The 25,444-nt window shown below is 68.2% G+C and carries 29 protein-coding genes and 1 pseudogene; 11 read left to right on the forward strand and 19 right to left on the reverse strand.

Annotation, left to right across the window (positions count from 1 at the left end; all coding sequences use genetic code 11):
- Positions 1 to 291: 291 nt before the first annotated feature.
- Positions 292 to 1,152, reverse strand: coding sequence for an LLM class F420-dependent oxidoreductase (locus ACVWWN_RS06475; RefSeq protein ID WP_457143154.1), 861 nt, complete (start codon positions 1,150 to 1,152; stop codon positions 292 to 294).
- 48 nt (positions 1,153 to 1,200) lie between these two features.
- Positions 1,201 to 2,697 (reverse strand): potassium/proton antiporter, encoded by a 1,497-nt coding sequence (locus ACVWWN_RS06480; RefSeq protein ID WP_457143155.1) that lies wholly within the window; start codon positions 2,695 to 2,697, stop codon positions 1,201 to 1,203.
- Positions 2,698 to 2,891: 194 nt separating this feature from the next.
- Between ACVWWN_RS06480 and ACVWWN_RS06485 the strand changes: the two genes are divergently transcribed.
- The 3 genes from ACVWWN_RS06485 to ACVWWN_RS06495 are packed head-to-tail and all read left to right on the forward strand — an operon-like array spanning position 2,892 to position 5,194.
- Entirely contained in the window at positions 2,892 to 3,569 is a 678-nt protein-coding gene (locus ACVWWN_RS06485; RefSeq protein WP_457149025.1) for a potassium channel family protein, read from the forward strand.
- A gap of 30 nt (positions 3,570 to 3,599) precedes the next feature.
- Entirely contained in the window at positions 3,600 to 4,172 is a 573-nt protein-coding gene (locus ACVWWN_RS06490; protein WP_457143156.1) for a TIGR03086 family metal-binding protein, read from the forward strand.
- Positions 4,173 to 4,189: 17 nt separating this feature from the next.
- On the forward strand, positions 4,190 to 5,194 hold the full coding sequence (locus tag ACVWWN_RS06495) for a PHP domain-containing protein (protein WP_457143157.1): 1,005 nt from the start codon (positions 4,190 to 4,192) through the stop codon (positions 5,192 to 5,194).
- Between the two features lie 7 nt (positions 5,195 to 5,201).
- Here ACVWWN_RS06495 and dinB read toward each other — a convergent pair whose 3' ends face one another.
- Both dinB and ACVWWN_RS06505 read right to left on the reverse strand, forming a co-directional pair.
- Positions 5,202 to 6,407: a DNA polymerase IV gene (gene dinB, locus ACVWWN_RS06500; RefSeq protein WP_457143158.1), complete on the reverse strand. Its 1,206-nt coding sequence runs from the start codon at positions 6,405 to 6,407 to the stop codon at positions 5,202 to 5,204.
- A 24-nt stretch (positions 6,408 to 6,431) separates the two neighbouring features.
- On the reverse strand, positions 6,432 to 7,073 hold the full coding sequence (locus tag ACVWWN_RS06505) for a TetR/AcrR family transcriptional regulator (RefSeq protein WP_457143159.1): 642 nt from the start codon (positions 7,071 to 7,073) through the stop codon (positions 6,432 to 6,434).
- A 76-nt stretch (positions 7,074 to 7,149) separates the two neighbouring features.
- Between ACVWWN_RS06505 and ACVWWN_RS06510 the strand changes: the two genes are divergently transcribed.
- Positions 7,150 to 8,625, forward strand: coding sequence for a flavin-containing monooxygenase (locus tag ACVWWN_RS06510; RefSeq protein WP_457143160.1), 1,476 nt, complete (start codon positions 7,150 to 7,152; stop codon positions 8,623 to 8,625).
- 11 nt (positions 8,626 to 8,636) lie between these two features.
- Here ACVWWN_RS06510 and rraA read toward each other — a convergent pair whose 3' ends face one another.
- The 8 genes from rraA to ACVWWN_RS06550 all read right to left on the reverse strand — a co-directional run bounded on the left by rraA (position 8,637) and on the right by ACVWWN_RS06550 (position 13,715).
- The gene (gene rraA, locus ACVWWN_RS06515; RefSeq protein ID WP_457143161.1) at positions 8,637 to 9,116 is read right to left on the reverse strand and encodes a ribonuclease E activity regulator RraA; all 480 of its coding nucleotides are present in this window, start codon (positions 9,114 to 9,116) and stop codon (positions 8,637 to 8,639) included.
- Positions 9,117 to 9,159: 43 nt separating this feature from the next.
- Positions 9,160 to 9,567: a hypothetical protein gene (locus tag ACVWWN_RS06520; protein WP_457143162.1), complete on the reverse strand. Its 408-nt coding sequence runs from the start codon at positions 9,565 to 9,567 to the stop codon at positions 9,160 to 9,162.
- Between the two features lie 192 nt (positions 9,568 to 9,759).
- Positions 9,760 to 10,281 (reverse strand): hypothetical protein, encoded by a 522-nt coding sequence (locus tag ACVWWN_RS06525; RefSeq protein ID WP_457143163.1) that lies wholly within the window; start codon positions 10,279 to 10,281, stop codon positions 9,760 to 9,762.
- Positions 10,282 to 10,353: 72 nt separating this feature from the next.
- On the reverse strand, positions 10,354 to 11,298 hold the full coding sequence (locus ACVWWN_RS06530; protein WP_457143164.1) for a CopD family protein: 945 nt from the start codon (positions 11,296 to 11,298) through the stop codon (positions 10,354 to 10,356).
- Positions 11,274 to 11,780, reverse strand: a complete 507-nt coding sequence (locus ACVWWN_RS06535; RefSeq protein ID WP_457143165.1) for a copper resistance CopC family protein — start codon at positions 11,778 to 11,780, stop codon at positions 11,274 to 11,276. The genes ACVWWN_RS06530 and ACVWWN_RS06535 overlap by 25 nt, the downstream gene beginning before the upstream one ends.
- Positions 11,777 to 12,469 carry a YcnI family copper-binding membrane protein gene (locus ACVWWN_RS06540; protein ID WP_457143166.1) on the reverse strand — a complete coding sequence of 231 codons (693 nt, stop codon included), beginning with the start codon at positions 12,467 to 12,469 and terminating at the stop codon, positions 11,777 to 11,779. The genes ACVWWN_RS06535 and ACVWWN_RS06540 overlap by 4 nt, the downstream gene beginning before the upstream one ends.
- 39 nt (positions 12,470 to 12,508) lie before the next feature.
- Positions 12,509 to 13,042 carry a hypothetical protein gene (locus ACVWWN_RS06545; RefSeq protein WP_457143167.1) on the reverse strand — a complete coding sequence of 178 codons (534 nt, stop codon included), beginning with the start codon at positions 13,040 to 13,042 and terminating at the stop codon, positions 12,509 to 12,511.
- A 16-nt stretch (positions 13,043 to 13,058) separates the two neighbouring features.
- Entirely contained in the window at positions 13,059 to 13,715 is a 657-nt protein-coding gene (locus tag ACVWWN_RS06550) for a DUF6474 family protein (protein ID WP_457149026.1), read from the reverse strand.
- A 219-nt stretch (positions 13,716 to 13,934) separates the two neighbouring features.
- On the opposite strand from ACVWWN_RS06550, the gene ACVWWN_RS06555 reads away from it, so the two are divergent.
- The 3 genes from ACVWWN_RS06555 to ACVWWN_RS06565 are packed head-to-tail and all read left to right on the forward strand — an operon-like array spanning position 13,935 to position 16,829.
- Positions 13,935 to 15,122 carry a hypothetical protein gene (locus ACVWWN_RS06555; RefSeq protein WP_457143168.1) on the forward strand — a complete coding sequence of 396 codons (1,188 nt, stop codon included), beginning with the start codon at positions 13,935 to 13,937 and terminating at the stop codon, positions 15,120 to 15,122.
- A 58-nt stretch (positions 15,123 to 15,180) separates the two neighbouring features.
- Entirely contained in the window at positions 15,181 to 15,672 is a 492-nt protein-coding gene (locus tag ACVWWN_RS06560; protein ID WP_457143169.1) for an ImmA/IrrE family metallo-endopeptidase, read from the forward strand.
- Complete coding sequence (locus ACVWWN_RS06565; protein WP_457143170.1) at positions 15,669 to 16,829, forward strand: hypothetical protein; 1,161 nt, start codon at positions 15,669 to 15,671, stop codon at positions 16,827 to 16,829. Before ACVWWN_RS06560 ends, ACVWWN_RS06565 begins: the two co-directional genes overlap by 4 nt.
- Positions 16,830 to 16,900: 71 nt before the next feature.
- Here ACVWWN_RS06565 and ACVWWN_RS06570 read toward each other — a convergent pair whose 3' ends face one another.
- The 3 genes from ACVWWN_RS06570 to ACVWWN_RS06580 all read right to left on the reverse strand — a co-directional run bounded on the left by ACVWWN_RS06570 (position 16,901) and on the right by ACVWWN_RS06580 (position 18,964).
- Complete coding sequence (locus ACVWWN_RS06570; protein WP_457143171.1) at positions 16,901 to 17,299, reverse strand: transcriptional regulator; 399 nt, start codon at positions 17,297 to 17,299, stop codon at positions 16,901 to 16,903.
- A 708-nt stretch (positions 17,300 to 18,007) separates the two neighbouring features.
- Positions 18,008 to 18,541 carry a peptidase gene (locus tag ACVWWN_RS06575; RefSeq protein WP_457143172.1) on the reverse strand — a complete coding sequence of 178 codons (534 nt, stop codon included), beginning with the start codon at positions 18,539 to 18,541 and terminating at the stop codon, positions 18,008 to 18,010.
- A gap of 138 nt (positions 18,542 to 18,679) precedes the next feature.
- Entirely contained in the window at positions 18,680 to 18,964 is a 285-nt protein-coding gene (locus tag ACVWWN_RS06580; protein ID WP_457149027.1) for a S26 family signal peptidase, read from the reverse strand.
- Positions 18,965 to 19,050: 86 nt separating this feature from the next.
- Here ACVWWN_RS06580 and sodN point away from each other — a divergent pair, with 86 nt between their 5' ends.
- Positions 19,051 to 19,473 (forward strand): superoxide dismutase, Ni, encoded by a 423-nt coding sequence (sodN, locus tag ACVWWN_RS06585; protein ID WP_457143173.1) that lies wholly within the window; start codon positions 19,051 to 19,053, stop codon positions 19,471 to 19,473.
- A 76-nt stretch (positions 19,474 to 19,549) separates the two neighbouring features.
- On the opposite strand, the gene ACVWWN_RS06590 is transcribed toward sodN, so the two are convergent.
- On the reverse strand, positions 19,550 to 19,708 hold the full coding sequence (locus ACVWWN_RS06590) for a hypothetical protein (RefSeq protein WP_457143174.1): 159 nt from the start codon (positions 19,706 to 19,708) through the stop codon (positions 19,550 to 19,552).
- Between the two features lie 587 nt (positions 19,709 to 20,295).
- Here ACVWWN_RS06590 and ACVWWN_RS06595 point away from each other — a divergent pair.
- Genes ACVWWN_RS06595 through ACVWWN_RS06605 form a run of 3 tightly spaced genes read left to right on the forward strand, consistent with a single transcriptional unit; the run spans position 20,296 to position 22,536 of the window.
- A complete protein-coding gene (locus tag ACVWWN_RS06595) occupies positions 20,296 to 20,637 on the forward strand; it encodes a rhodanese-like domain-containing protein (RefSeq protein ID WP_457143175.1) in 342 nt (113 codons plus the stop codon).
- A gap of 23 nt (positions 20,638 to 20,660) precedes the next feature.
- Positions 20,661 to 21,701: a DUF4328 domain-containing protein gene (locus ACVWWN_RS06600; RefSeq protein ID WP_457143176.1), complete on the forward strand. Its 1,041-nt coding sequence runs from the start codon at positions 20,661 to 20,663 to the stop codon at positions 21,699 to 21,701.
- A 4-nt stretch (positions 21,702 to 21,705) separates the two neighbouring features.
- A complete protein-coding gene (locus tag ACVWWN_RS06605) occupies positions 21,706 to 22,536 on the forward strand; it encodes a glycerophosphodiester phosphodiesterase (RefSeq protein ID WP_457143177.1) in 831 nt (276 codons plus the stop codon).
- Between the two features lie 14 nt (positions 22,537 to 22,550).
- On the opposite strand, the gene ACVWWN_RS06610 is transcribed toward ACVWWN_RS06605, so the two are convergent.
- The 3 genes and pseudogenes from ACVWWN_RS06610 to ACVWWN_RS06620 form a co-directional block, all read right to left on the reverse strand.
- A complete protein-coding gene (locus tag ACVWWN_RS06610; RefSeq protein WP_457143178.1) occupies positions 22,551 to 23,798 on the reverse strand; it encodes an LCP family protein in 1,248 nt (415 codons plus the stop codon).
- A 30-nt stretch (positions 23,799 to 23,828) separates the two neighbouring features.
- Complete coding sequence (locus ACVWWN_RS06615) at positions 23,829 to 24,596, reverse strand: CPBP family intramembrane glutamic endopeptidase (protein WP_457143179.1); 768 nt, start codon at positions 24,594 to 24,596, stop codon at positions 23,829 to 23,831.
- 31 nt (positions 24,597 to 24,627) lie between these two features.
- Positions 24,628 to 25,415: pseudogene (locus ACVWWN_RS06620) on the reverse strand (DUF2470 domain-containing protein).
- Positions 25,416 to 25,444 lie beyond the last annotated feature (29 nt).

Below are 25,444 nucleotides of genomic sequence, written 5' to 3' on the forward strand. Positions count from 1 at the left end.
GGTATCTAATGACACTCTGAGGGCGCTGCGGTAACGTGAGGCCCTGGTTCAGCTATTCGTTCAACGCGGGAGAGATCGACGTGTACATCAAACCACTGTCACGTTCTCGGATGAGTCGAATCGCCTGGTCATTGTTCCGCCACCCGGTGAAGTGCCGCGAGTTCCCAGCCAAGGCCGAGCGGCTGATCACCGCCGACGAGCTACTTCGGTACGGCGTCTAGCCCGCGCGCCGACCCCGGGTTCCGCCGCCGTGGCGCCCCTTGATCTCGCCTTTGCCAAATCGTTATATCGTCAACGATCTTTGCTGTCGAGCAGGCCCGAGCTGGTGATCTCGTTCGCCAGGGGTTCGAGCACCGCCGGGTCGTAGGGCGGCGGCAGGTAGATGATCGCGAGGTCCAGGCCTTCCTTGCCAAGGGCAGCGGCCTCCTCGACGACTTTTCCGTAGTTGCGCTCGGGCGTCAGCCGGACGTGCGACGACAGCGTGATCTCCTTCGGGTCGCGGCCGATGTCCGCGCAGCGGGCGGCCAGCACATCGCGCTTGTGGGCGAACTCCTCGGGCGTACCGCCGACGAAGTTCCAGTGGTCGGCGTACTTGGCAGTGATCGGTAGCGTGCGCTTCTCACCGCTGCCGCCGATGCAGATCGGCGGGTGCGGCTGCTGGGGCCCCTTGGGCTCGTTGCGCGCGTCCATCAGCTGGTAGTACTTGCCGTCGAAGGTCGTCGTCTCGTTGGTGAGCAGGCTGGTCAGCACCTCGCAGGCTTCCTCGAAGCGGTCGAACCGCTCCTTGATGGTGCCGAGTTCGATGCCGTAGGCGCCCGATTCCTCTTCGTTCCAGCCCGCCCCGATGCCGAGCTCGAGCCGACCGTTGGAGACCACGTCCAGCGCGGCGGCCATATTTGCCAGCACCGCGGGGTGGCGGTAGTGGATACCGGTGACGAGCACGCCCACCCGCAGCCGCTCGGTGGCCTGCGCCAGCGCGGTCAGCGTGATCCAGCCCTCGAGGCAGGGGCCGCTGGAATCGGACATGATCGGATAGAAGTGGTCGAAGGTCCAGCCGGACTCGAAGACCTCGATGTCATCGGCCGCCTGCCAGATTGGCAGCATCTCGGCCCAGGTGGTGTTCTGCGGGGAGGTTTTGAAGGCGAATCTCACCGGGATGAGATTAGTCCGGGCACCGTTCGCGTCGCCTGTCAGGCAGCGTCAATCCGGTTCGCCGTACTCGTCGAACCAGTACGCGAGTTTGCCCCGGCGGTTGACCGCCCGGAGCCTGCGCTCGGCCGCCGCACGCGTCTTCGTGGTGGTGACGATGAGCAGTTCGTCGCCGATCGTGATGCGGGTGTCGGGCTGGGGCACGAACGTGTGCCCGTCGCGGATGATCAGGGTGATGACGCTGGGGTCGGGCAACCGGAGTTCGAGGATGGTGACGTTGTGCAGCCGGGACCGGGCCAGCACGGTCATCGTCAGCAGTTCGGCCTCCAGCACGTCCAGCGGCGCCGACTCGACCTGGATCTCCCGGGTGGCATCCCGCGGGATAAGCCCCAGCCGTTGTGCCAGCAGGTGCAGGCTCGGGCCCTGGATCAGCGTGTACACCACGACCAGGATGAACACGATGTTGAGCAGGCGCATGCTGTCGGGGACACCTCCGACGATCGGGAAGGTCGCCAGCACGATCGGGACGGCACCCCGCAGACCGGCCCACGACACGAAAACCTGCTCGCGCCAGGGCACCCGGAATGCGGCGAGGGAGACGGCGACCGAAAGCGGGCGGGAGACCAGCAGCAGGACCAGTCCGATCACGATCCCCGGCACCAGTTCGGCACCCAGATCGCTGGGGTCGACGAGCAGGCCGAGAAGGACGAACAGGCCGATCTGCGCGAGCCAGCCGAGCCCTTCTGCGAATGACCGGGTGGCCGAGCGGTGCGGCAGCCCGGAGTTGGCGAGCACGACCGCGGCCAGATAAGCGGCGAGGAACCCGCTGGCGTGGGCGCTGCCTGCCGCGCCGAACGCCACCATGCCCAGCCCGAAGGTCGCCAGGGGATACAAACCGGAGGCCGGAAGGGCGATGCGGCGCAGCGCGATTGCGCCGAGGAAACCACATCCCAACCCGATCGCCGCGCCGACGATCAATTCGTACGTCAACTCGCCGAGCGCATGCACCGCGGACAACTCGAGCGGCACGACGCTGAACATCAGGACGAAGATCACGGCGGGAGCGTCGTTGAATCCGGATTCGGCCTCCAGCAGGCCGGCGACGCGGCGGGGCAGGGGCACGACGCGCAGCACCGAGAACACGGCGGCGGCGTCGGTGACCGACAGGACGGCGCCGAGCAGCAGCGCCAGTTGCCAGTCGATGCCGAGCAGCAGATGGGCCCCGGCTGCCGTGACGGCCATGCTGACCGCAACACCCACGGTGGCCAACGCCCCTGCGGGTGCCAACACCTTTCGCACATCGCCGAACCGGGTCGTGAGGCCGCCCTCGATGAGGATGATCGCCAACGCCACCGTGCCCAGATGGTCGGCCAGCAGGTAGTTGTCGAAATGCAGTCCCAGCCCGTCCTCGCCGACGATGACGCCGACGCCGAGGAACAGCAGCAGACTCGGCAACCCCACCCGGCTGGCCGCCCGGGTGGCGACAATGCTCGCCAGCAGCACGAGTGCACCGGCTAGCAGCGTCAGGTACAGCTGCTGCAAGCTCATCTCATCCCCGTTCGGCCTGCATAGGTGTGCCAGTAAACCAGTAGCGACGCGGCGAGGACGGGTGCTCGGGCCGCGGACCGGGCCCGCAACGCCGCTGAATGGGTCACTATGGCTTGGTGTTCGGAATCCGAAGAATCTTCGCCGGTATCGCGCTCCGTGAAGAAGAGAACACGCAACGCACCGGGAGGCGGGCGATGCGCATCGGGATCGCCGGTGCCGGGGCCGTCGGCCGGTCCGTGGCCCGCGAGTTGCTCGGTGACGGCCACAAGGTCCTGCTGATCGAACGCAACCCGCATCACTACGAGCCGCACACGGCCCCCGACGCGGACTGGTTGCTTGCCGACGCGTGTGAGCTGGCCTCGCTCGAGGAGTCCGGGCTCCAGACATGCGATGTGGTGATCGCCGCGACCGGTGACGACAAGGCGAACCTCACCGCGGCGCTGTTGGCCAAGACCGAATTCGGGGTGCGCAGAGTGGTGGCGCGGGTCAACGACATGCGCAACGAGTGGATGTTCACCGAGGCGTGGGGCGTCGATGTCGCGGTCTCCACACCCCACGCGATGGTCGCGTCGGTCGAGGGAGCGATCGACACCGGCCACCTGATCCGGTTGATGGGGCTGCGACAGGACCAGGTCAGCCTCGCCAAACTGACGCTGCCCGGAGACAGCCCGCTCGCCGGGCAACGGGTCGGCGACCTGGCCCTGCCCGAGAACAGCGCACTGGCCATCGTGCTCCGCGGCGGCCGGGTGATCCTCCCGCAACCGGACGACGAGCTCGAGGCCGGCGACGAGATGTTGTTCTTCGCCGGCGGCACCGTCGAGAGTGAGGTCCGGGCTCTCGTGCACGGCGGCACACCTCCTCCGCCGCGATGAATTCGGCGGGCCGCCCGGGTCAGTACCGACATGATCGACTTGACCACAGCCTGCCGCCGCACGACCGACGTGCTGGCGAACGTGACCGATGAGCAGCTCGGCGCCCCGACGCCGTGCGAGAGATTGAATGTCCGCGACCTGATCGGCCACGTCGGTGGCCTGTCGTTGGCCTTCACCGCCGCAGCCCGCAAGCAGCTCGGCGAGCTGACCGACACCCCACCCGTCGAGGGCGCGCCGCTGGACGACGACTGGCGCGAGGCTTATCCGGCGCGGCTCGCCGAACTCGGCCTGGCATGGCGGGACGCCACGGCCTGGGCGGGCATGTCGCGCGCCGGCGGCGTCGACTTTCCCGGGGAGGTCGCCGGAATCGTCGCGTTGACGGAGGTCGTCGTCCACGGCTGGGATGTCGCGCGGGCGAGTGGACAGGACTACGACGTCGACCGCGCCACGCTCGACGTGATCCTGCCGCACGTCACCGCGATCGCGGCCGAGGGACCGGTCGAGGGGTTGTTCGGCCCCGCGGTGGCCGTCACCGATGACGCGCCGATGCTGCACCGGGTGATCGCGTTGACCGGCCGCGATCCGGGTTGGCGGTTTGCCTGACCGGGCAGACTGGAGCCATGGATCCGGTCATCGCGCTGCGCCAGATTGCGTACTACAAGGACCGCGCCCGAGAGGACTCCAGGCGGGTGATGGCCTACCGCAATGCCGCCGACGTCGTCGAAGGGCTCACCGAAGCCGACCGGGAACGCCACGGCACCGCCAACAGCTGGCAGTCGCTGCCGGGCATCGGGCCCAAGACCGCGAAGGTGATCGCCCAGGCCTGGGCGGGCCGGGAGCCCGATGTCTTGACCGAATTACGCTCGGCGGCTAGGGATCTCGGTGGTGGTGAGGTTCGCGCCGCGCTGAAGGGCGATCTGCACGTGCACTCCAACTGGTCGGACGGATCGGCTCCGATCGAAGAAATGATGCTTGCGGCAAAGGATTTGGGTCACGAATACTGCGCCATGACCGATCACTCGCCGCGGCTCAAGGTCGCCAACGGCCTGTCACCCGAACGGCTGCGCAAGCAGCTCGACGTCATCGACGGGCTGCGCGACGCCGTCGCGCCGATGCGTATCCTGACCGGGATCGAGGTCGACATCCTCGAGGACGGGTCGCTGGACCAGGAGGACGAGCTTCTCGAGCGCCTCGACGTCGTGGTGGCCAGCGTGCACTCCAAGCTCGCGATGGATGCGCCGTCGATGACCCGGCGAATGATCAACGCGGTTTCCAATCCGCGCACGGACGTCCTCGGACACTGCACCGGCCGGCTCGTGACCGGGGGCCGGGGCATCAGGGCGGAATCGAAGTTCGACGCCGAGAAGGTGTTCACCGCCTGCCGCGATCACGACACCGCGGTGGAGATCAACTCGCGGCCCGAACGCCGCGACCCGCCGACCCGGCTGCTGAACCTCGCGCTCGACATCGGCTGCCTGTTCTCCATCGACACCGATTCGCACGCGCCCGGCCAACTCGAGTTCCTCGGCTATGGCGCCCAGCGTGCGCTGGACGCCGGGGTGCCGGTCGACCGGATTGTCAACACGTGGTCGGCGGACAGGCTGCTGGGCTGGGCATCGCCCTAGTGCTGACCTAGTCCGGCAGGTGGGGCATCTCGAGCCCCGGGTCGCGGCCGAGCAGCACGCCGCGGGTGACGGCGGCGTTGCCGTAGCGCTGGCGAACCCGGTCGACCGCATCATCGATCGCGACGGGATCGCCGTGCTCGTCGAACGGCAGCTCCAGCTGCTGGGCGCCCTGGCGGTCGATGTTGGACACCGCGAAGCCGACGAGGGTGAGCCCGCGTTCGGCGATCAGGGGCGCGGCCGCCGCCACGAGGGCGCGGGCGGTGTCGAGGATGGCGTCCGTCGACGCGGTCGCGCGATTCAAGGTGTGCGAGCGGGTCACGCGGCTGAAGTCGTCGAACCGCAACCGCAGCACCACGGTTCGGCCCGTCCGGTCCGCTCGGCGCATGCGGCGGGTGATCCGGTCGACGAGGTTGACGACAACGGCGTCGACCTCCGCGGCCGACATGGTGTTGCCCGCGCGCCCGAGCGCCCGCTGCGCGCCGACCGAACGCCGCCGCACTCCCGTGACCACCCGGCGTCGATCGATGTTGCGGGACAACGCGAACAGCTGACGGCCCATCGCGCCGCCGACCATCGAGGCCAGGGTCGTCTCGCCGAGTTCCGCGACATCGGCGACGGTGGCGATGCCGTGCACATGCAGCTTCTCAGCCGTCTTCGCGCCGACGCCCCACAGTCGGCGGACCGGCAGAGGATGCAGGAACGCCAGCTCACGATCGGGCGGCACCAGCAGCAGCCCGTCGGGCTTGGCTTCCTGGCTGGCGACCTTGGCGAGGAACTTGGTACGGGCGATGCCGACCGTGATGGGCAGCCCGACGCGATCGCGGACCTGTGCGCGCAGCCGGGCAGCGATCTCCACCGGCGTGCCCGACACCCGCCACAGCCCGGACACGTCCAGGAAGGCCTCGTCCACCGACAGCGGCTCCACCACCGGGCTGGTGTCGTGGAACACCTCGAAGACGGCCTCGCTGGCCTGGGAGTATGCCGACATCCGCGGCGGCAAGACGATAGCATGAGGGCACAGTTGCCGGGCCTGGCGCCCGCCCATCGCAGTGCGCACGCCGTAGGCCTTGGCCTCGTAGCTGGCGGCCAGCACGACGCCGCCGCCGACGATCACCGGCCTTCCGCGCAGCGCCGGGTCGTCGCGCTGCTCGACGGATGCGTAGAACGAATCGAGGTCAGCGTGCAGAATGGTCGCACCCCGGGACACGAACATATGTTCGCATCGGGGGCCGACAGGTCAGCGGGATTCGCCATAGATGCTGGCGACCCAGATGTGCACCAACGTGTCGAGCAGGTGCTCGGTGGGAATCGCGGGTCGCTCGTCGGCGAAGGATGCGAACAGCGCCCGCTCGTTCATCAGGTTCAGCGCGGTCGCCAATTCGACGGACGGAAGTGTTGTCGGGGCCGCGCCCCGCGCCCGTTGGGTTTCGATCGTCGCCGCGGTGCTGTCGATCCAGCGCTGCATGTACGTGGACAGCAGCTTCTGGATCTCGGCGTTCGACGACCGGACGGAGTGCCCGGCGCGGATGACGCCCTCGTGGTTGGCGAAGGTTTCGAAGAACACGTTGATCCCGGCCCGGCACGCCTCGTGGAAATCGTCCGGCGGGGTTTCCGGGAGGCTCTGGAAGGTGTGGTCGGCCGCGGTGATGACCTGTGCCACCAGCGCGACGAGCACCGCATCCTTCGACGGGAAATAGAAGTAGAACGTCGGTCGGGAGATGCCGGCGCCCTTGGCCAGGTCGTCGACCGAGATGTCGGCGAATGACCGCTCGTCCAGCAGGCGTTTGGCGGTCTCGAGGATGGCCTGCTCCCGATCGTCGCCGGAGGGCCGCACCGCACGACGCGCACGGGCGGCGCGGGGCCGGCTGGCGGTGGTCACCGCCCAGACTTTACACGGTGTCGAATTTATCGACTTGGTGTTGACCTATTCGACACGGTGTTGATAGCTTTACACGATGACCGAATTTGTCGATGTCGTCATCGTCGGGGCCGGCATTTCCGGCATCAGCGCCGCCTGGCATCTGCAGGACCGCTGTCCTGCCAAGAGCTATCTGATCCTCGAGCGCCGCGAGAACCTCGGCGGCACCTGGGACCTGTTCAAGTACCCGGGCATCCGGTCCGACTCCGACATGTTCACGCTCGGCTTCCGATTCAAGCCGTGGACGTCGGAGAAGGCCATCGCCGACGGGCCGTCGATCATGTCCTACCTCGAGGAGACGGTCGCCGAGTACGGCATCGACAAGCACATCCGGTATGGCCAGAACGTGGTCGGTGCCGACTGGTCCGATGCCGAGAACCGGTGGACGTTGACCGTCGACCGGGGCGGCGAGCAGGTCGAGGTCAAGTGCAAGTTCCTGTTCGCATGCAGCGGCTACTACAACTACGACCAGGGCTACTCGCCCGAGTTCGCCGGCGCGGAGGACTTCAGGGGCACCGTCATCCATCCTCAGCACTGGCCCGAGGATCTGGACTACGCCGGTAAGCGGATCGTCGTGATCGGCAGCGGCGCCACCGCGGTGACTCTGATTCCGGCACTGGCCAATTCGGGCGCAGGGCACGTCACGATGCTGCAGCGTTCGCCGACCTACATCGGCACGCTGCCCGACGTCGACCCCTTCACCGTGCGGATGAACAAGACGCTGCCCGCCAAACCGGCCTACGTGGTGAACCGGTGGAAGAGCATCATCTTCCAGTCCGCGCAGTACCAAATCTCCCGGCGCTTCCCGCATTTCATGCGCAAGACGCTGATGACCATGGCGCAGCGGCGGCTACCGGACGGCTATGACGTCGCGAAGCACTTCGGGCCGCGGTACAACCCATGGGACGAGCGGCTCTGCCTGGCGCCCAACGGTGACCTGTTCAAGACCATCAAGAAGGGCAAGGCCGACGTCGTCACCGACACCATCGACCGGTTCACCAAGACCGGCATCCGGCTCAACTCGGGCGAGGAACTGGTGGCCGACATCATCATCACCGCAACGGGTTTGAACCTGCAGCTGTTCGGCGGGGCGGCGATCTCGCGCAACGGCGAGGCCGTGGAACTCAACGACACCATGGCCTACAAGGGCATGATGCTGACGCACATGCCGAACATGGCGTTCACCATCGGATACACGAACGCGTCGTGGACGCTGAAGGCCGACCTGGTATCCGAATTCGTCTGCCGGGTGCTGAACCACATGGACGCGAAGGGCTTCGACACCGTCGAACCCCAGCATCCGGGCAACACCGTCGACGAGCGCCCGCTGATGGACTTCACCCCGGGCTACGTGCTGCGGGCGCTGGACTATCTGCCCAAGGCGGGGCATGTGGCGCCGTGGCGGCTCAAGCAGAACTATCTGCTGGACCTCGGCGTGATCCGGCGCGGCAAGGTTGACGACGACGCCCTGCACTTCGCCAAACACCGCGCGGCCGTGCCGGCCTCGGCCTAGCGGCGAGCCCGTCAGCCGCTGACGACGACTATCCCGTCGTCATCGCTGTAGGCGATCTCGCCCGGCGTGAACACCACGCCACCGAACTCGACCGCGACATCACGTTCGCCGTCGCCGGTCTTGCCGCTCTTGCGGGGGTTCGTGCCGAGGGCCTTGATTCCGATGTCCATGGTGCGCAACGTCGCCGCGTCGCGCACCGCCCCGTTGATGATCAGGCCCGCCCAGCCGTTGGAGCGGCCCAACTCGGCGATCAGATCGCCCACCAGCGCGGTGTGCAGTGACCCGTGGCCGTCGATCACCAGCACCCCGCCGTCGCCGGGTTCCGACAGCACCGACTTGAGCAGGGCGTTGTCCTGGAAGCAGCGCACCGTGGTCACGGGTCCGGCGAACTGTGACGTGGCGCCGTACTGGGCCAACTGGAGATCACAGCTGCGCACGTCGGGGCCGATGTCGTCGACCAGGTCAGCGGTTGCGCGAAAGTCGATGCTCACCCATCGATGCTAGCCAGCGCGTAAGAAATGGCTTCGTCCATCGTCATCGCCGCACCTGTGGCGCGGAGCGCGCCTTGCTTGTCATGGCCCAGCGCGGCCGCCACCAGTTCGCCGGCCTCGCGTAGCGCGCCGAGAACGAAATTGTCGCCGGGGGCGGGCGACGCGGCACCCGCTTGCGTCGAGCCATCGGTCGCGGGCGTGCATGACCGAAGGCGGCATAAGCCGCGCCGCGCAACACCCGCGCCACCTCCGGGCGTTTTTCGGCGAGCGCCCGTGCACACAACGCAAGGCGCGGCCCGCTCTGCAGCAGCGCGACACCCCATCGCCAAAGGCTCATGGCCTGACGGGTCAGTGCGACGGCGAGTTCCCAGTCCCGAAGTCGGCCGGCGAGCAGGCAGGCGGTGAGGATTCCCGACGATATCTCCTGGCCGGGACTCGTGGCGAGTTCCATACTCTCCCGAAGAACGGCTCGCGCCCGCGCCGGATTTTGCTCGACCAGAGCCATGGCAGGCGTTGAGGCTCAGCACAATTGCCCCCGGCATGCCGGGCCAATGCAACCGCCTCTTCGGCTCTCGGTGTTTCATGGGCCCGGCAACCCCGCTGATCTCGGATTACAGGAAGCCAAGGGTACTTCTAACTCCGATCAGCCGTCGTCGGAATTGCGGCGCGCGAGGAGCACGATCAAGATCGCCAGCACCCCGGCGGCGATGACCGCGGTGATCGGGATCCGCGACGGTTCGGGGCCGATCAACGCCACCGACGGAGTTCCGGTGACCGGGTTGTTCGCGCTGGCCACGGTCGATTTGGCCTGCGCAGCGGCCTCTTTGGCGGCGGTCAGGTTGCCGTTGGTATCGGCCAGTTTCGCCGCAGGCGCCTGCTTGGCGGGGGCCTTCTTCGCGGGTGCCTTCTTCGCGGGTGCCTTCTTCGCCGCGCCCTTCTTGGCAGGCGTCTTCTTGGCGGCCTTCGCCGGCGCCTTCTTCGCTGCCTTGGCTGGGGCTTTCTTCGCCGCCTTGGCGGGCGGCGGCTCGGCAGTTGGCCGGCCCGGCTCGCCTGCGGGCGGAGTGGCGGCTGCGCCGGGTGAGGGCGCCGCTGATTCCGCGGCCCGGCTTGTCGCCGGGTTTGTGTCGTCAGGCTTGTCGTCGGGTCGATCCTGCTGGTCTGCCATATGGCTGCTCCTTTGCAGTGTCTCGTCCTCCGCCCGCCAGTGCGTCCATCATGCCAGGTCGGGTGTGGCGGGCTAACCCGTGACGGCCAGTGCCGCCGCCAGCGTCAGGGCGACGGCCATGATCGCCAGTTCGGCCAGTGACCGCGACCGCGAGACTACGGCCGTCGCCCGGTGCGAGCGTGCGGCGGGCAACCACATCGTCCGGTTACGCCACGCCAGCACCACCAACACCAACGTCACCACGATCTTCGCCGACAACAAGCGGCCGTACCCGCTGGCATACAGCTGCGTCGGGGAAGTGTGAGTGACTGCTGCGCCGACGGCGCCACCTGCCAACAGCGCCCCCACAGACACCAGGCTCAGCTGCGAGAACCGCGGCAACACCCGGGCCCACTGCCCCCGGTGCTCGACCGTGAGAACGAGTGCCGCCAGCAGCCCGCACCACAGCGCTGCCGCCAGGGTGTGTACCGCCACGGCCGCGCCACCCAGGCCGCTTTCACCGAGATGGCCGGTGAGTGTCCGCGCCGCGACGCCCGCGGCGGCGATGCCTGCCGCGGCGACCGTCGTCGACACCGTCCGCGGCGCCGCGGCGGCGGCCAGACAGACGGCCGCCGCCGCGAGCGCACTGAACAGCCCGGACCGCCCCGCGACCGTGTGCAGCGCGAACTCCGCCGTCGTCCCCACTCCAACCTGCGTGACCGAAGCCGCGATCGCCTGCGCGGCCGTGACGACGAGCCGGGTCAACTCGCTCACCAGCCAGGCGGCGCCCGCGGCGAGCAGTGGCGCGGTGGCCCGGTCGAGCAGTTCGTCGCGGTACCGGCCCGTGTCCAGCATCGGCACCGCGGCCAGACCGAGGGTCGCGACCGCGGCACAGTCGGCGATGGCGCGCACGAGCGTCGCCGGCAGGGAGTTGCCCGGTGCGCCCAGCGACCACGCCGCCACCGATGCGGCCGCGACGACCAGTCCAGCGCAGGTCACGGCGCGAAGCTTCGTCACCTCCGGCGTCGCACCGCCCACAAGGCGCCGCCCGCCACGATCACCACCGCCGCCACCATGAACGGCCACACCGGGATCCCGTCGTCGGACGTGTCGGACGCGGCGGCCGACGGACCGGGCGTGCCCGTCCCGGCGGTGGTCAGCCGAAACGACCAGGATCCGGACACCGGATGGCCGTCCGCCGACGTCACCCGGTAATTCACCGTGTACTCGCCGGCCGGGCCGAGCGGCCGCACCCCGACGCGGATGACGGCGCCTTCGATCTTCGGGTCGCCGTCCGTCCACAGGTTCCCGTCCGGACCGACCACCGTCATAGCCGCGAACTGCGGTTGCAACGCCTCGTTGAACGTCGCGCTGACCGTCGGCGGCGACGCGGTCAGTTCGGCCTTGTCGGCGGGATCGGTGGACACGCGCACCGCGTGCGCCGACGCGAACGGCGCCTCGGCCAGCGCCGTGACGGTGAGCCCGATGACCAACAACGCGACGGTCACGAGGCGGTTCATGACCGCCGTCGCACCAGCATGGTGGCCACCACCGCGACGGCGGCGACGGCCAGCGCGCCTCCGGCCAACCAGCGCGCCGTGTTGTCGGCCGTCGGCCCGTTGTCGGCGGCCGTCGTCGTGGCCGGAGTCTGCGCCGCCATCGACATCCCGTGGTCATCGGACGGCTCGGCCTTGGCGCCCGTCATGGACAGCACCGGCGCCGGGTGCTCGGGCTCGGCGCCGCCGGGCGGCGTCGGCTGATCCCATCTCACGACCGTCCCGTCCGAATAGGTCTGCGTGGCCGGAAAAGTCACGGTCTGGCTGTCCGGCAGCTTCACCGAGATCCGGAACAACGCGAACTGGTCCGGCGGGACACCTGTGCCGGGCGCGGCGGTCCAGGTGATGGAGCTGACCGTGCCTGCGGCGGCGTTACGGTCCAGCCGTGCCGCCCAGCCCGGCATCTGCTCGGTGCTCGCCGAGGCCACGTCGGGCAGCACGACGCTCAACGCGGTTGTGAGTGCTCCCTTGTCGGACTCGTTGGGAACCCGGAAGGTGAGCACCGACGTGGCGCCCGGGGTCGCATCGGCCGCGTCGACGTGGACATGGGCCGACGCCGGTCCGGCGCCGGACAACAGTCCGATGGACATCGCCGCGCCGGTGGCGGCGATCGTGACCAGGGCACGTTTGGGCGCCGCAGCTCTCAATGACATTTCGGTTGTGGCTTTCTCGTGTCGTCGGGGGAAGATCGGTCAGCGGGCGAGGCTGACCGGGGGTCCCCGATGCGACACGGAAGCGGCAAGCAGCAGCGACGAACGCAGCGGCTGATCGGCCCCGCCCGCCGCGACGGCGGGTGGGGCAGGCACGAGCGGACCCGGGGTGCGCACGGCGGCCCGCACAGCGCGCGACACCGCGCAGCACAACCGATCCCCGGCCGCGATCAGAATCGCCCCGACCGCGATCGCCGTCAGGTGGGCGATCAGCATCACCGCGGCGGGTGGGGATGCGGCCGTCGAGTGGGCGTGCCCGGCCGCGCCGAGCATGAGGTGGCCGAGGAGTTGACCGGCGCCGAGCAGTGCCAGCAGCACGCGCGGGTCGGCGGCGCGGGCCATGGTGGCGGCCAGCGCGCCGACGGTCACGGCCAGGAGTGCGAGTTCCACCGCGGACGCACCCATCGGAAGCCCGCCGCTGCCCACCCCATGGGCGGCGACGGCCAACGCGACGGTCAACAGTCCCGCGGCCGTACCCCGCAGTCGCGCTGCCGGATTGAGTGGGACGTGAGTCATGGGATCGGCGAGTACGTCAGACCAGGCCGAGGCGGGCGAGCAGATCGGCCTCGATGCCGTCGAGTTGCCGGGCGATCGCGGCATGAGCGGGTCGGCGCTGAGCGGTCGGCATGTTCTCGGCCGCGGTCACCGCTGCAGACAGCTCACCGAGGCGCTCGTTCATGGCCGAGACGAACTGCTTCGTCTCGGAGTCCTTCGGCTTCTTCTCCAGAACTGCGCGCAATGACTGTTCGGCGCCCGCGATGCGTGCCGACAATTCGGCGCCGTGACCGGAGAACTGGCCGATCTGGCTCAGCGGGACACCCAGCCGGTCGGCACGGCGCTGGTCGATCACACCGCGTGCGCTGATGGACGCGCGATAGACGAGCGGTACGATCACCGGCGCCAACAGCCGGGTGACCGTCAGTAGCCGGCGAATACGCGAGGGGGAGAACAACTTCCCCTCGCGAGCGGCTTTCAGTTGCGTCTCGGCAACCTTCACAGCGGCCCGGTCGCTATCGCGTTGGGCCTTCAGTTGAGCCTTGAGGGCCTTGGTCTCCGCCTTGCGCTCCGCCTTGAACCGTCGCACCTCGTTCTTGGCGGCGAGTCGTGCCTCGAGCTTGGCCTTCGCCTTGATGGCGCGTGCCTCTGCGCGGCGGGTGGCACGGGTTTTGCGTCGCTTGAACGGGCTCATCCCGGCTGCCTCCCGCAAGGTCGTCACGAAGAAGTGGTGTTGTGGCGGTGATCGTGCAGACCAACCCTATCGTCAAGGCCGCTGCAGATTCGGTGCGGCCCGGCGCCCCGTGGGTTCGGCTTCGCAGCAAACTGATGAACGGGATTGTGCGAGAATCGTTCGAACCGTCAAGAGTGCTGACTAAGTGCTGACGAGCGATGCCTTGGAGGTGGTGACGACGTGGGCTCGCGTGTGCGCATCACCGCAGCATCCTGCCTCGTCGCCGGCGGGCTGCTGATCGCCGGGACGGGCGCCGCCCTCGCTTTCGCCGACCCGTCGCAGGTCTCCGGCGACTCCGGCGACTCGGACGCCAACCAGGTCAATGACGGGGGCGAGGCGCCACAGCACGACCCTCCCAACGCCGGTCCCGAGGGCGGTGCCGATCCGCGGGTCGGCAACGGGCGCGGCGGCCCGGCGGCCGGTGGCGGGAACGGCAACACGGGCGCACCCGGCCCCGGCGCACCTAAGCCGGCTGAGTTCAAGCCGGGCGAGTACAAGCCCGGCGAGCACGACCAGGAGAGCTACCCGCCGGGCGAGCACCACCCCCGCAACCCCCAGGGTGAGGATCCAACGGATGGTGAGTCGGCCGACGAGGTTGACCCCAGCGGAAACCCCGGCAGTGGGAACCCCAGCCCCACCAATTCCGCGACCCCTTCGATCCCGTCGACTACGGCAACCTGTCCGGAAAAGCGCGGCCAGGGGTGCGGCTGTGATGGTTCCGGCAACTCCGCCGACTCGAACGGCGAGGCCGGCTGCGGGCCGGGCATTCCCGAACGGCCGCCGTGGCTGCCGCCCTGGTGGCCTTGGCCGGTTGGCCAACCGGCGCCCAGACCCGGTGGCGGTGCCGGCGGCGGCGGCGCCATCGAAGCGCCATGGGGAGGGCCGGGCGGGGGAGTGCCCGGCATGCAGCTGCCGGACAAATTGATGCCGCCCGCACAGGAACCGGCCGAACCAGGGGTGTTGTCGTCGGTGCCCGGAGTCGGCGTCGCCGCGGCGGTACCGCCGATGGCTCCGATCACGTTGCCCGTCATCGTCGCCCCCTCGTTCGGCCTCGGTGGCGGCGGGGGAGCGCCGGCCGCTCCCGCTCCGGGACTGCCCGCCGCACCCCGGCGAATTGCGCCGGAAGCGCCGGCGGGGAAACCGTTGCCGGCGACCGCGAGCGGCACTGTCGAGGTATCGAACCTGTCGTATCGGGTCGGTTACGGAGAATTTCTGCGATCCGCTGGAATTTCGCAGGTCGCGGCCTTGGCAGTACCCGGTGCAACGGGCATTCTGGTACTCACGGGTGCTGGTGGATTAGTAGGCTATCGCCAGGCCAAGGCGGGGCTTGCGGTGCGTAGCGGTAGCACGGCACGGTTCGTCAAGTGACAAATTGCCCTCCCTTGCGGAGTAGGCAGCGCATAGTTGTCGTCGAGAGGGGGTTTATATGCCTGCCAGCCGAAGTGTCACCCGCGCCGTAAGTGATGTGCTCGACCTCGCCCCGCGCCGAGGCGAAGTGTCCTTACCGCGCCTGGTCGACGCCGTAAGCGAGGATCGCAACCGGCCCATCGAATTGAAGATGGCCGATCTGCCACCCGGGGTATGTGGACAGTGGCGCCAGTACGCCGACCGTGACGTGTTCCTGATCCAGAAGGGCCTGCCCGCCTGGGACCGCACCCTGGCCCATGAACTCGGCCATCTGGTCCTCGGCCACGAGGGCATCCCGGTGGTCCAGGCCGCCCGGGAGAACGTGGAATTCGCCAGTTCCGACTTGATCGGATACATGCTCAACCAACGAACGGGCTGCATGGGGCCCAGCGGCGAGGACGCCGAACAGGAGGCCGAAGACTTCGCGGCGTTGCTCATCTACCGACTCGGCCGGCTGCCGTCCGATCGTGCTTCGATCGTTCAGGTTCGCCTCGGAGAGGCGTTTGGTTGATCATCTGGGTGATCGCCGGTCTGCTCGGACTGGCCACTGGCCTGCGAATCGGTTGGGCCCTGGTCAACAAGCAATCGCTGGTGAGCACCGCGATGATCCTCGCCCTGGGAAGCCTCGGGCTGGTGGCCGCGCTCAATTGGCAGCCGTTGACCCTGCTGATCGACACGGTGCTGCGCTGGCCCAACGTCTCGATGGGCTTGAGTCAGGTGGCGTTGATCGCGTGCGCGGCAGGCAGCTGCGTGATGATCACGGCGGTGTCCTCGGTCCGTAAACCGGCGATCATCCGCAAGATAGCGATCGCGCAATACAGCGTCGCCGGCGTCATCGCCGTGGTGAGCCTTGTGACGTTTTTCGCCGCGGACCAACAACCCGAGATGTCGCCCGAGGAGTACCTCAAGCGCAATCTGGGGTCCGGCGGCACGGCGCTGCCGTGGTTGCTGCCCCTTCTCTATGTCCTGCTGGCGCTCACGCTGGTGTCGTGGGCCGGCATGCGTCATTCGAACCGCAGCCGCCGCGGCCGTGCCCTCTTCGTCTTCACCGTCGGCATCGTGCTGATCGTGCTCGCATCGGCGTTCTTCTTCCTGCGGGCGGTGGGCACGACCCAGTTGGTCGGGGTCGGTGCGGCCGCGACTCTGCTCGGCTGCGCCATGCTGGTCGTCGCCGCCGGATCCCTGCTGCCCAGCGTCGAGGATTGGTTCGGCGCGCGCCGCGAGCTGCGGACCATCCAGCCTCTACTCGATGAGCTCGGACGCCGACACCCGGACATCGGCATCGGGGTGCGGCCCCGCGGCCCGCTCGTCTTCCGGGTGGCCGAACGAATGTCGCTGATCTCGGATGCGTTGTTCCTAGAGGCCACCGCCGCCGACGGTGTCCGCCGACGAACGGTCGATGCCACGGGTGCCACACCCGCACGCGATCTCGACGACGTCGACGACTTGAGCGAGGTGGAGTCGCCGCCGGTCCCGCCGAGAGAGCAGGCGCATGCGATCGCCGAATGGGTCTACGCCGGGCGCGAGGGCGCTCCCACCGACGAGGAGGCAACGTTTCCGGGACTTGGCTGGCTGCGCCAGCCGACGTCGCATTCCGATCGCGAGTGGATCCTCGAAATCGCACAGCAATACCGTGAGCTGGCGCTAGACCAACCAGCGAGAGCCTGAGCGACCCCGACCCCAGAGTCTGGGTGAAGTCGCGCAGACTTCGCGGATGCCGCGTTTATCCGTGCGGCAGGCTAATCGTCGAGGTGTTCCCGGCGACGCAGCTCATCGACCTTCTGAACGATGTCCTGTTGGGCTTCAACGGACAGCCCGACGGTGCGCGCCGCAATACGGCGGACGCCCTCATCGCGCATATTCGCCAACCAGGTCAATTCCTTGTCCAGCTTCTCGTAGTACTCGTCGTCGGTGAAGTAGGCCGGCTTGATACGGAAGAAGTTGGCAAGTGCAGCCATAGTTCCTGCGGACGGGTTCGTACGGTTGCCTGAACGCAGCTGAGACAGGTACGGGGCCGACATCGTGATGCCCTCAGACTTGAGCGCTGCGATGACTTCCGCCGACGTATGCGGGCCGCGACCGGGCGGGTAAACCGTGTCGAACAGGCGGTTTAGGCGGGCGCTGAACGTCGTACTCATTGATTTGACCTCCACATGCTTTACGAGCGGGCTAGATAGGCGGCGTATTTGCTGATCATCGTAGCGAGAGTTGTGCCCACAACCAAGTGCAAACCGCGGAAAAGTTAACCCACCTTTTCGTTTGTAACGACCACCACGGCTGCAGTGGCACGTCAGCTGCGCCCCCGCACCGCCATCACACGGTGCGGCGAAGCAAATAATAACGCTCGCGACTGAGTGTCTTATCTCAGTCTTTGACAGCTGACCTCACAGGAATCGCGATCTTGAACCCGGGCAACTGTCCACGCTGACAGAATGGCGGAATCCCGGGTTTGCTAGATGCGCAGCGTCGGGGGTCGCCGCACGCGGTGTGGAACGCCTTCCCGCAAGGTGAAACGGGTCAGGGCAACGACCGCGTGAATGACGTCAGTCGTTCGACCGACAGTAGCCAGCGGTCGGCCGGTGTGATCACGGCAACGATTCGCGCGGTGAGCTGTATTCTCTTCGCTGCTCATGGCGATGCTCACGGCGATTTTCACGCACGACCGAGATGAGGGCGAGCATGACCTCCAGGCCGCGGAGGGATTGTCAGGGAACTGACCGGGCGGCCCCGTAGACTTCGACGGCGCGAACCCGGACAACGAGATCGCGGCGACCCGCGCCACCGAGATTGACGGTCGCGTCAATCTACCGCTGACGGTGCGTTTCAATCAGACGTCACGAAAACGCTTATGCGGCAAGGAGCATGGCCAGTATCGCGGTATCGGGATGGCTGATGGGGTCGACACCCACCCGACTCACCATCGACGTGACCGTGCCGTCGGATTCGGCCTCCACCCATGCGGCCCGGTGCTCGAGACCGAGGTGTGGCAGCCCCGGCAGCAGCACGCAACCCGACGCGGCACCCGAACACTCCGGCAGCGACGGTGTGGTCTCCGACGGCGGGTGCAGCATCAGCAGTGCGGGTGGTTGGTGCTCGGCGAAATACCCTGGTGGCACGGCAGATTCGCCCACGACGGTGCCCTCGGCGACCACCAGTCCGACGGTGCCCGGCGGCGGTTGATCGGGTAACTCCTCACGCGCACCGAAAATCGTTGTCGTGGAGAGTAATCCGGGTAAGGACGCGACGCGCACGGCGATCATCAACAGCTGGGCCCATTCCTTGGTCGAGTCCGGCCAGCGACCGGAGACCACGAAACCCTTGAGTGACCCACGCGAGTGGAACGGGGCGATTTCGATCGCCCGACCTGACCCCATCTCCATCTCGCCTCCCGCACGATCGGTGTTCGGCAGTGATCAATGCCCGACACCCCTGTGGGTCGATCAGTCCAGAATGAGGGACGCCGTCGCCGCGGGCAAGCGGACACGGTCACGATTCGGTAGTCAAACGCGCAGCGGGCGCTAACGTTCGCCGCGGCACCCGCCCCGGACCGTCCACACCACCCGGTAGGACCCGGCCGCGGGGATCCAGCCGAACCGCCGCGAGTCGACGACGCCGGGCGCATCGGGGTTGTCGGAGCGCGCCTCGAATGTCGCGCTCCGCCCCGCGCCACGCACGTTGCCGACCCGCTTGACCAGCCACCGGGCCGGCAACGTCGGGTCGGGGAACACGCGTAGCTGCCCCCGCCGGGGCGCTCCGCCGCGGAGCGCAAGCAGGCCGTCGCCCGGGCTCAGTGTCGGACGCATCGAGTCCTCGACCACGCTGAAACGGCGCAGCGGCCACCGCCGGATCGGATGGTTTTGGTCCACCCTCGAAGGGTAGGTTTAGGGCCATGCTGCATCGACTTTTCGCCAACGCCACCCCTGCCCACGCCCACTGCGATCTGTACTGCGGTGTTTATGACCCAGCACAGGCCAAGATCGAGGCTCTCTCGTGCCTGAAGACGCTCCAGAAGTACGCAGACACCGACGACGAGCACTTCAAGACCCGCGCGATCATCATCAAGGAGCAGCGCGCCGAGTTGGTCAAGCACCACCTGATGGTGCTATGGGCCGACTTCTTCACCAAGGACCACTTCGAGCAGTTCCCCAACCTGCACCAGTTGTTCTGGGACGGCGTGCACGGCGCGGGCGAAGTCAAGAAGTCGCTTGATGTCGCCGAGGCCGAGAAGCTGCTGAAGACGATCGACGAGATCGCCGACATTTTCTGGCAGACCGAGAAGGCCAAGGGCATGGGGGTCTACCCGCCGGCCTGATCACGGCTCGAGCGCTTAACCGATCAGCCCGCGACCCCGGAGGGTCGCGGGCTGATTTTTCGGCTCGAAGGTCGGGTCAGAACCAGACGATCAGGGCGAGGATGCCCAGCAGCACGAGCGCGATGACGCCGGCACGCATGCATGCCATCATCTGGCTGCGGGTGTAGGGGTGCGCGGCGGAGTTCCATTCAGAGGGCGGCGCAGCGGATCCCGGCCCCATCGGATGTGACGCCATCAAACGCTCCTGACCTGCACGTTATATGCCTCCCCCAGGTAAATCCTGTGACGATCCCCTCGTGTGACGCTGATCATAACCCCTCCTGTGGCGCCGGAGAAATCGACCGGGCTGCGCGGTGAAACCCCTGGTCATGGGCCTGCGGACGGGGTGGTGGTCCCTCCCCACGACATCCTGCGGCGCGGTGATGCGATCCGTGCGTCGTGGCGTTCGCTGGCCCCCGTTGCCGGTCGGCGCGGGCGCTGCGGTCCGGTACCGCTTCCGCCGAGGCCAGCGGTGTCGACCGATCGGATCACAGTGACTGGCCACCGGCGAATGGCACGGCCTAAAGGTTAGCGGACCAACTCATTTCGCTCAGGAGCGTCAGGCCTGCGATCGGTGGTGGGACTGAAGGCAAGGTTATCCACAGTAATTTCCAGCTGACGCACAGATTGACCGGCTCAAATCGGGTTTCGCCCGCTGGGGGCCTGTGGATGAACCTGTGGAAATTGTGGATAGCCGGAAAATTGCTGTCGCAACAGTACCGGTGCTGAAGGAAAACTCGTCGCGGTGGTATGCGCCGTTGCGGCCGTGACAGCATGAATCACATGGATGAGGTGCACGTGGCGCAGGCAGAGATCGGCGAGGTTCCGTCGACGTTCGAGGGGGGCGCGGTGCTGCTCGATGTACGTGAGGACGACGAGTGGCAGCGCGGCCATGCGCCGGGCGCACAACACATCCCCATGGGGCAGATTCCCGCGCGGTTGAGCGAGATCGACCCGAACGCGGATCTGTTCGTGGTGTGTCAGGCCGGCGGCCGCTCACAGCGGGTGGCGCGCTACCTGGCGGGCAACGGCTATGCGCCGGTCAACGTCGTCGGCGGCATGCTGGCGTGGGCCGGAGCGGGCCGGCCGGTTGTCACCGACGGTGGTGACGCGGGCGTCGTGTAGCGAACCGTCGCTAGTCTGGTCGGATGATCCAGGTGTGTTCCGGGTGTGGAACGCGGTGGAATGTGCGCGATCGGCGGCGCGAATGGTGCCCGCGCTGCCACGGCGCGCTACTCGCACCGCAGGCCCCGCCAACGGGAGCTGAATGGAGTGCACGCCCGACGACCTCGGCCGTGCGGCCGGGTGCGCTGCCGCGGCTGCCCCAGGGTTATCGCTGGGTCGCGGTGCGGCCGGGCGCGGCCCCGACGCCCCGGCGGGTGCGGCGGCCGCTGGGCCCCACACCGCGCTACGGGGTCATTCCGCGCTGGGGTCTGGTCGACCACTTCGACACTCCCGAACCGCAGACCACGAGTCGCCGTGCCGGACCGTCGCTCACCGCGGTGCGCACGACGGTGATCGCGACCATGGCGGTGCTCGGAGTGGCGGCCCTGGTTCATGTCGTGCGGTACGCCTTGTTGATCGTGAACCGGACCGTGTTGTTGAACCCGTGGTTGGCCGGTGCCGCGACGTGGCTCGGGGTGGCCGTGAGTGTCATCGCGATGTTCATGGTGGTGGCCAGCGCCCTGTTGCTGACGAACTGGTTGATCGCGCGGCGGGCCGCGGCCTACACCCACCATGGGCTAGAGGAGCCGCGCGCGCTGTGGGCGCTGCGGGCCGGGTGTCTGGTGCCGCTGGTCAACCTGGTGTGGGCACCGGTCTTCGTCATCGAACTGGCCGGCGTCGAGGAACGACTGAACGTGCTGCGGCGCCCGATCGCGGCGTGGTGGTCGGTCTGGGTGGTCAGCACCGCGTTGTCGGTGTTCTCGATCGCGACCAGCTTCACCCGGGACGCGCAGGGTATCGCGGACAACACGGTGACGACGATCGTCGCCTATCTGCTGGCTCTGGCGGCCCTGCTGCTGATGATGCAGGTGTACCTCGGCTTCGAGCGCAAGCCTGTCGAACTGCCTGCGAAGCGCTGGGTGATCGTCTCCGACGACGGGGGCGCGCCCGCCGAGAAGCAACCCCAAGTCGAACCCGAACCGACCGCCCCGGTTGAGTCCGAAGGCCAGAACCCGGCAGCATAGCCATATGAACTCGGGCGACGACGGCATGCTCGGCGGTCATCCGTTCGTAGTGGCCCACCGTGGCGCATCGGCGGATCGTCCGGAGCACACGCTGGCCGCCTACGAGTTGGCGCTGGTGGAAGGCGCCGACGGCGTCGAATGCGATGTGCGGCTGACGCGGGACGGACACCTGGTCTGCGTCCATGACCGGCGGGTGGACCGCACGTCCAACGGGTCGGGTCTGGTCAGCGAGATGACTTTGGCGCAGCTGCGTGAACTGGATTACGGCTCGTGGCATCCCAGCTGGCACCCGGACGGCGGACAACGCGACATCGGCCTGCTCACCCTCGATGACCTCGTCACCTTGGTCCTGGACTGGAACCGGCCCGTCAAGCTGTTCATCGAGACCAAGCATCCGGTCCGGTACGGCGCGCTGGTGGAGAGCAAGGTGCTCGCGCTGCTGCACCGCTACGGGATCGCGTCGCCGGCCTCGGCGGATCTGTCCCGCGCGGTGGTGATGTCGTTCTCCGCTGCCGCGGTGTGGCGGATCCGGCGGGCGGCCCCGATGCTGCCGACCGTCCTGCTCGGCGACACGTCGCGCTATCTGGGCGGCAGCGCCGCCACCACCGTCGGCGCGACTGCCGTCGGCCCGTCCATCGCCACGCTTCGCGAGCATCCCGAACTCGTCGACCGTGCGGCCGCGCAGGGCCGGGCACTGTACTGCTGGACCGTCGACCACTACGAAGACGTCCGCTACTGCCGCGATGTCGGCGTTGCGTGGGTGGCGACGAACCACCCGGGCCGTACCAAGGGGTGGCTGCAGAACGGCCTGACCGGCGCGGGCCGCGACGGCTGACGCCAAAGCCTGAGCTACGGCTGCGCGGTGTCGAGCACGTCCTGCGGCACCGGTGAGTCCGACGCGATCGCCTTGAACAGCCGCCCGGCCGTCGCGCTGTCCCACACCACGACCGAACCCGAGTCACTGTCGGTGAACTCGCCGATCGGCACCGTGGTGGTGGTGATGTCTCCGTGCAGCGCCCACGCCAGCCGCGCCAGATCCCAGATGTGGGCGCCCTGGTCCACGGTCAGCGCACCGGTCGCCGCGTGCGCCGTCGGATACCAGCGCAGCGGGTTGAGCAGCACGGCCGGGCCGGCGGCGCGGTGCAGCAGGGCCGACATGAACTGACGTTGGTTGATCATCCGGTCCAGATCCGCGCGCGGGGTGGCGCGGGAGCGGACGAACCCCAGCGCGCTGCGCCCGTCGAGCTTCTGGCAGCCCGCGGGCAGGTCGATGCCGGCGAGTGGATCGCTGATCGGTTCGGCGGGACACATGGTGACCCCGCCGACGGCGTTGACCAGAACGGCGAAACCGTCGAAACCCACCTGCGCGTAGTGGTCGAACCGGATCCCGGTGGCCTGCTCCAGCGTCTGCGCCAGCAACGGGGCGCCACCCTCGGAGAAGGCCGCGTTGACCTTGTCCTCGCCGTAGCCGGGGATCGGCAGGTAGGAATCGCGCGGGATGGACACCATCGTCGTCGGGGTGCCCGACCCGAGCCCGGGCACGTGCACCAACAGGATGGTGTCGGTGCGGCCGTTGCCGATGTCCCCGCCGGTGGCCAGCTCTGCTTGCTGCTCGGGTGTCAGGCCCTGGCGGCTGTCCGATCCGACGAGCAGCCAGGTGGTGCCGCTGACGGCCGCCGGACGCTCCGGGTAGTCGGCCAGGGCCGGGACGCGGTGCAGCGACAAATCCATCCAGAAGCCCCCGCCCATCGCCGCGATCACGAACAGCAGCAGGCACGCCAGCACGATGCGGCCCCAAGGACGTTTGCGGTGACGCTTTTTCGCCTTCGGCGCGGGGGCGGGCCGCGGTGGGGGTGGCGGCGGTGCGGCAGCCGGGCGCCGGGGCCGGGGCGGTGGGGGTGGTGGCGGCGGAGGTGGGCGGCGTCGTTGGGGTTGCGGTGGGTTCGGCGGCCACCCCGGTGGGTTCGGCGGCCACCCCGGCGGATTCGGCGGCCACGCCGGTGGCGGTCGATAGTGGGGGTTGCGGTGGATCACCTGTGGCGGCTCCCGGCGCTTCCCGGGGTGAGGCCCCTGGGCGCGGCGCGGATGGTCGTTCACAGAAAGAATGTACGCGGCAGGCGGCCGAGATCAGGTCAGCCAGCCGAGGTGGCCGGCGGCCAGCGCGTAGCCGACATACGCGACGGAGTCGATCAGGCCGTGCGCGATGATCAACGGCCACAGTCGCCCGGTGCGGCGCCACACGTAGGCGAACACCAGGCCCATCACCACGTTGCCGAGTCCGGCGCTGAAGCCCTGATACAGGTGGTACGCCCCCCGCAACAGGCTCGAGATCAGCAGCGCGGCGAGCGGGTTCACCCGAAGCTGCTGCAGGCGGGTGAGCAGGAATGCGACCACGATGATCTCTTCGGCCCAGCCGTTGGCGAACGCCGCGATCAGCAGGACCGGAATGCGCCACCAGGTGTCGTACAGTTCGGCCGGCTCCACCGACGCGCTCAGGCCGAGAAGGCGGGCGCCCACGTAGAACGCGAGGCCGGGCAGTCCGATCAAGGCCGCGAGGCCGAGGCCGCCGAGTACGTCGGGCCGCCAGCGCAGCCTGCCGAGTCCGATTTGACTCGGACCGAAACCGCTGCGCCACAACAGATATAAGCCCAGAGCACCCCAGGCGACCAGGTGGAAGACGACCGCGAGGTTGAGGCCGAGATCGATAAGGTCGAACGGCGAGCGGCGCGGGTTGAGCGCAACCCGTTGCCCGGCGAGCCCGAGCAGCACCGCTTCGATCAGCTCCAGCAGCGCGGTGTAGGCGCTGAGTCCGAAGCTGACCGCCAGGACGACGGCGATCTCGATGCGCAGGAGCCGCCGCTGCGGGGCAGGGAGTTCGTCTGCAGGCCTGATCACCGGAGCTACGGTAGCGGGGCCGCCACCGGTGTCAGACTCGGCGCGCGCGCAGCCCGTTGAGGAACGGGCAGCCCATGAGCACCCGGATCGCCTGGCTGAGCCCGGTGACGTCATCCACGGGGTTGGCGAACGGCAGTCGAACGTCATGGTCGCCGTCGGCGCCCTCGACGCGCAGTTGCACCCCGTATCGGTCCAGACCGAGCGGCCGCACCCGGCCGCGGCGCAGCCCCATCGGCAGGCGGGTGGCCAGCCGGTCGACGACGTCGCGGTGCGCGGACTCCATATGCTGCAGCCAGCACGACTCCATGGCACAGAAGGGATCCGGCTCGGCCCCGAGAAGAGCCCCGACCCGATCGATTCCGCGCCTGTCGAGTCCGCAACGACAACCGAGTCGGTCTCCAGCCGCATCAACGTGTAGCGGGTCTGCCCGCTCTTGGTCGCCGAACCGGAATTGACCTGCAGCAAAGCAGGATTCGGGTGGTCGGTGGCGATGAGGTCGAGCAACGCGGCAATCTCCCCGTCGGGCACCGCGTGAAGGCGCCCTCGTATCCACACCAGGGCGCGCACCGGTTCCCGCAGGGGCAGCGGCGCGTAATCGGTCATCTCCAGAACCGCCTGCACTCCGGTGTTCCCTGCGGCGACCGCCATGCCGGCATGGATTCCGTCGACCGGCACGGTGATCGCGAAGGAGCCGTCAGCGAGCAGGTGGTGCACGGGTGTCATGGTCGGATCGACGCCCTCGACGGCCAGCGTCGCGCCGCCGGCCCGCGCACATGCACTGCGGATTCGCTCTGCCGTCGTCGGTGCCGTAGTGGCCATTCCATCACCTTCCGGTAGATAAGGTAAGC

It is taken from the genome of Mycobacterium sp. URHB0021, assembly GCF_054057895.1.

What these genes read in the sequence shown, in the direction of transcription:
- ACVWWN_RS06605 (WP_457143177.1), top strand. Translation starts at nt 21,706, where the DNA reads ATGAACTCGGGCGACGACGGCATGCTCGGCGGTCATCCGTTCGTAGTG.
- ACVWWN_RS06575 (WP_457143172.1), bottom strand. Translation starts at nt 18,541, where the DNA reads ATGGAGATGGGGTCAGGTCGGGCGATCGAAATCGCCCCGTTCCACTCG.
- ACVWWN_RS06570 (WP_457143171.1), bottom strand. Translation starts at nt 17,299, where the DNA reads ATGAGTACGACGTTCAGCGCCCGCCTAAACCGCCTGTTCGACACGGTT.
- ACVWWN_RS06600 (WP_457143176.1), top strand. Translation starts at nt 20,661, where the DNA reads ATGATCCAGGTGTGTTCCGGGTGTGGAACGCGGTGGAATGTGCGCGAT.
- ACVWWN_RS06525 (WP_457143163.1), bottom strand. Translation starts at nt 10,281, where the DNA reads ATGGCAGACCAGCAGGATCGACCCGACGACAAGCCTGACGACACAAAC.
- ACVWWN_RS06580 (WP_457149027.1), bottom strand. Translation starts at nt 18,964, where the DNA reads ATGCGTCCGACACTGAGCCCGGGCGACGGCCTGCTTGCGCTCCGCGGC.
- ACVWWN_RS06535 (WP_457143165.1), bottom strand. Translation starts at nt 11,780, where the DNA reads ATGAACCGCCTCGTGACCGTCGCGTTGTTGGTCATCGGGCTCACCGTC.
- ACVWWN_RS06480 (WP_457143155.1), bottom strand. Translation starts at nt 2,697, where the DNA reads ATGAGCTTGCAGCAGCTGTACCTGACGCTGCTAGCCGGTGCACTCGTG.
- ACVWWN_RS06540 (WP_457143166.1), bottom strand. Translation starts at nt 12,469, where the DNA reads ATGTCATTGAGAGCTGCGGCGCCCAAACGTGCCCTGGTCACGATCGCC.
- dinB (WP_457143158.1), bottom strand. Translation starts at nt 6,407, where the DNA reads ATGTTCGTGTCCCGGGGTGCGACCATTCTGCACGCTGACCTCGATTCG.
- ACVWWN_RS06510 (WP_457143160.1), top strand. Translation starts at nt 7,150, where the DNA reads ATGACCGAATTTGTCGATGTCGTCATCGTCGGGGCCGGCATTTCCGGC.
- ACVWWN_RS06520 (WP_457143162.1), bottom strand. Translation starts at nt 9,567, where the DNA reads ATGGAACTCGCCACGAGTCCCGGCCAGGAGATATCGTCGGGAATCCTC.
- ACVWWN_RS06485 (WP_457149025.1), top strand. Translation starts at nt 2,892, where the DNA reads ATGCGCATCGGGATCGCCGGTGCCGGGGCCGTCGGCCGGTCCGTGGCC.
- ACVWWN_RS06490 (WP_457143156.1), top strand. Translation starts at nt 3,600, where the DNA reads ATGATCGACTTGACCACAGCCTGCCGCCGCACGACCGACGTGCTGGCG.
- sodN (WP_457143173.1), top strand. Translation starts at nt 19,051, where the DNA reads ATGCTGCATCGACTTTTCGCCAACGCCACCCCTGCCCACGCCCACTGC.
- ACVWWN_RS06595 (WP_457143175.1), top strand. Translation starts at nt 20,296, where the DNA reads ATGGATGAGGTGCACGTGGCGCAGGCAGAGATCGGCGAGGTTCCGTCG.
- ACVWWN_RS06550 (WP_457149026.1), bottom strand. Translation starts at nt 13,715, where the DNA reads ATGAGCCCGTTCAAGCGACGCAAAACCCGTGCCACCCGCCGCGCAGAG.
- ACVWWN_RS06590 (WP_457143174.1), bottom strand. Translation starts at nt 19,708, where the DNA reads ATGGCGTCACATCCGATGGGGCCGGGATCCGCTGCGCCGCCCTCTGAA.
- ACVWWN_RS06560 (WP_457143169.1), top strand. Translation starts at nt 15,181, where the DNA reads ATGCCTGCCAGCCGAAGTGTCACCCGCGCCGTAAGTGATGTGCTCGAC.
- ACVWWN_RS06545 (WP_457143167.1), bottom strand. Translation starts at nt 13,042, where the DNA reads ATGACTCACGTCCCACTCAATCCGGCAGCGCGACTGCGGGGTACGGCC.
- ACVWWN_RS06495 (WP_457143157.1), top strand. Translation starts at nt 4,190, where the DNA reads ATGGATCCGGTCATCGCGCTGCGCCAGATTGCGTACTACAAGGACCGC.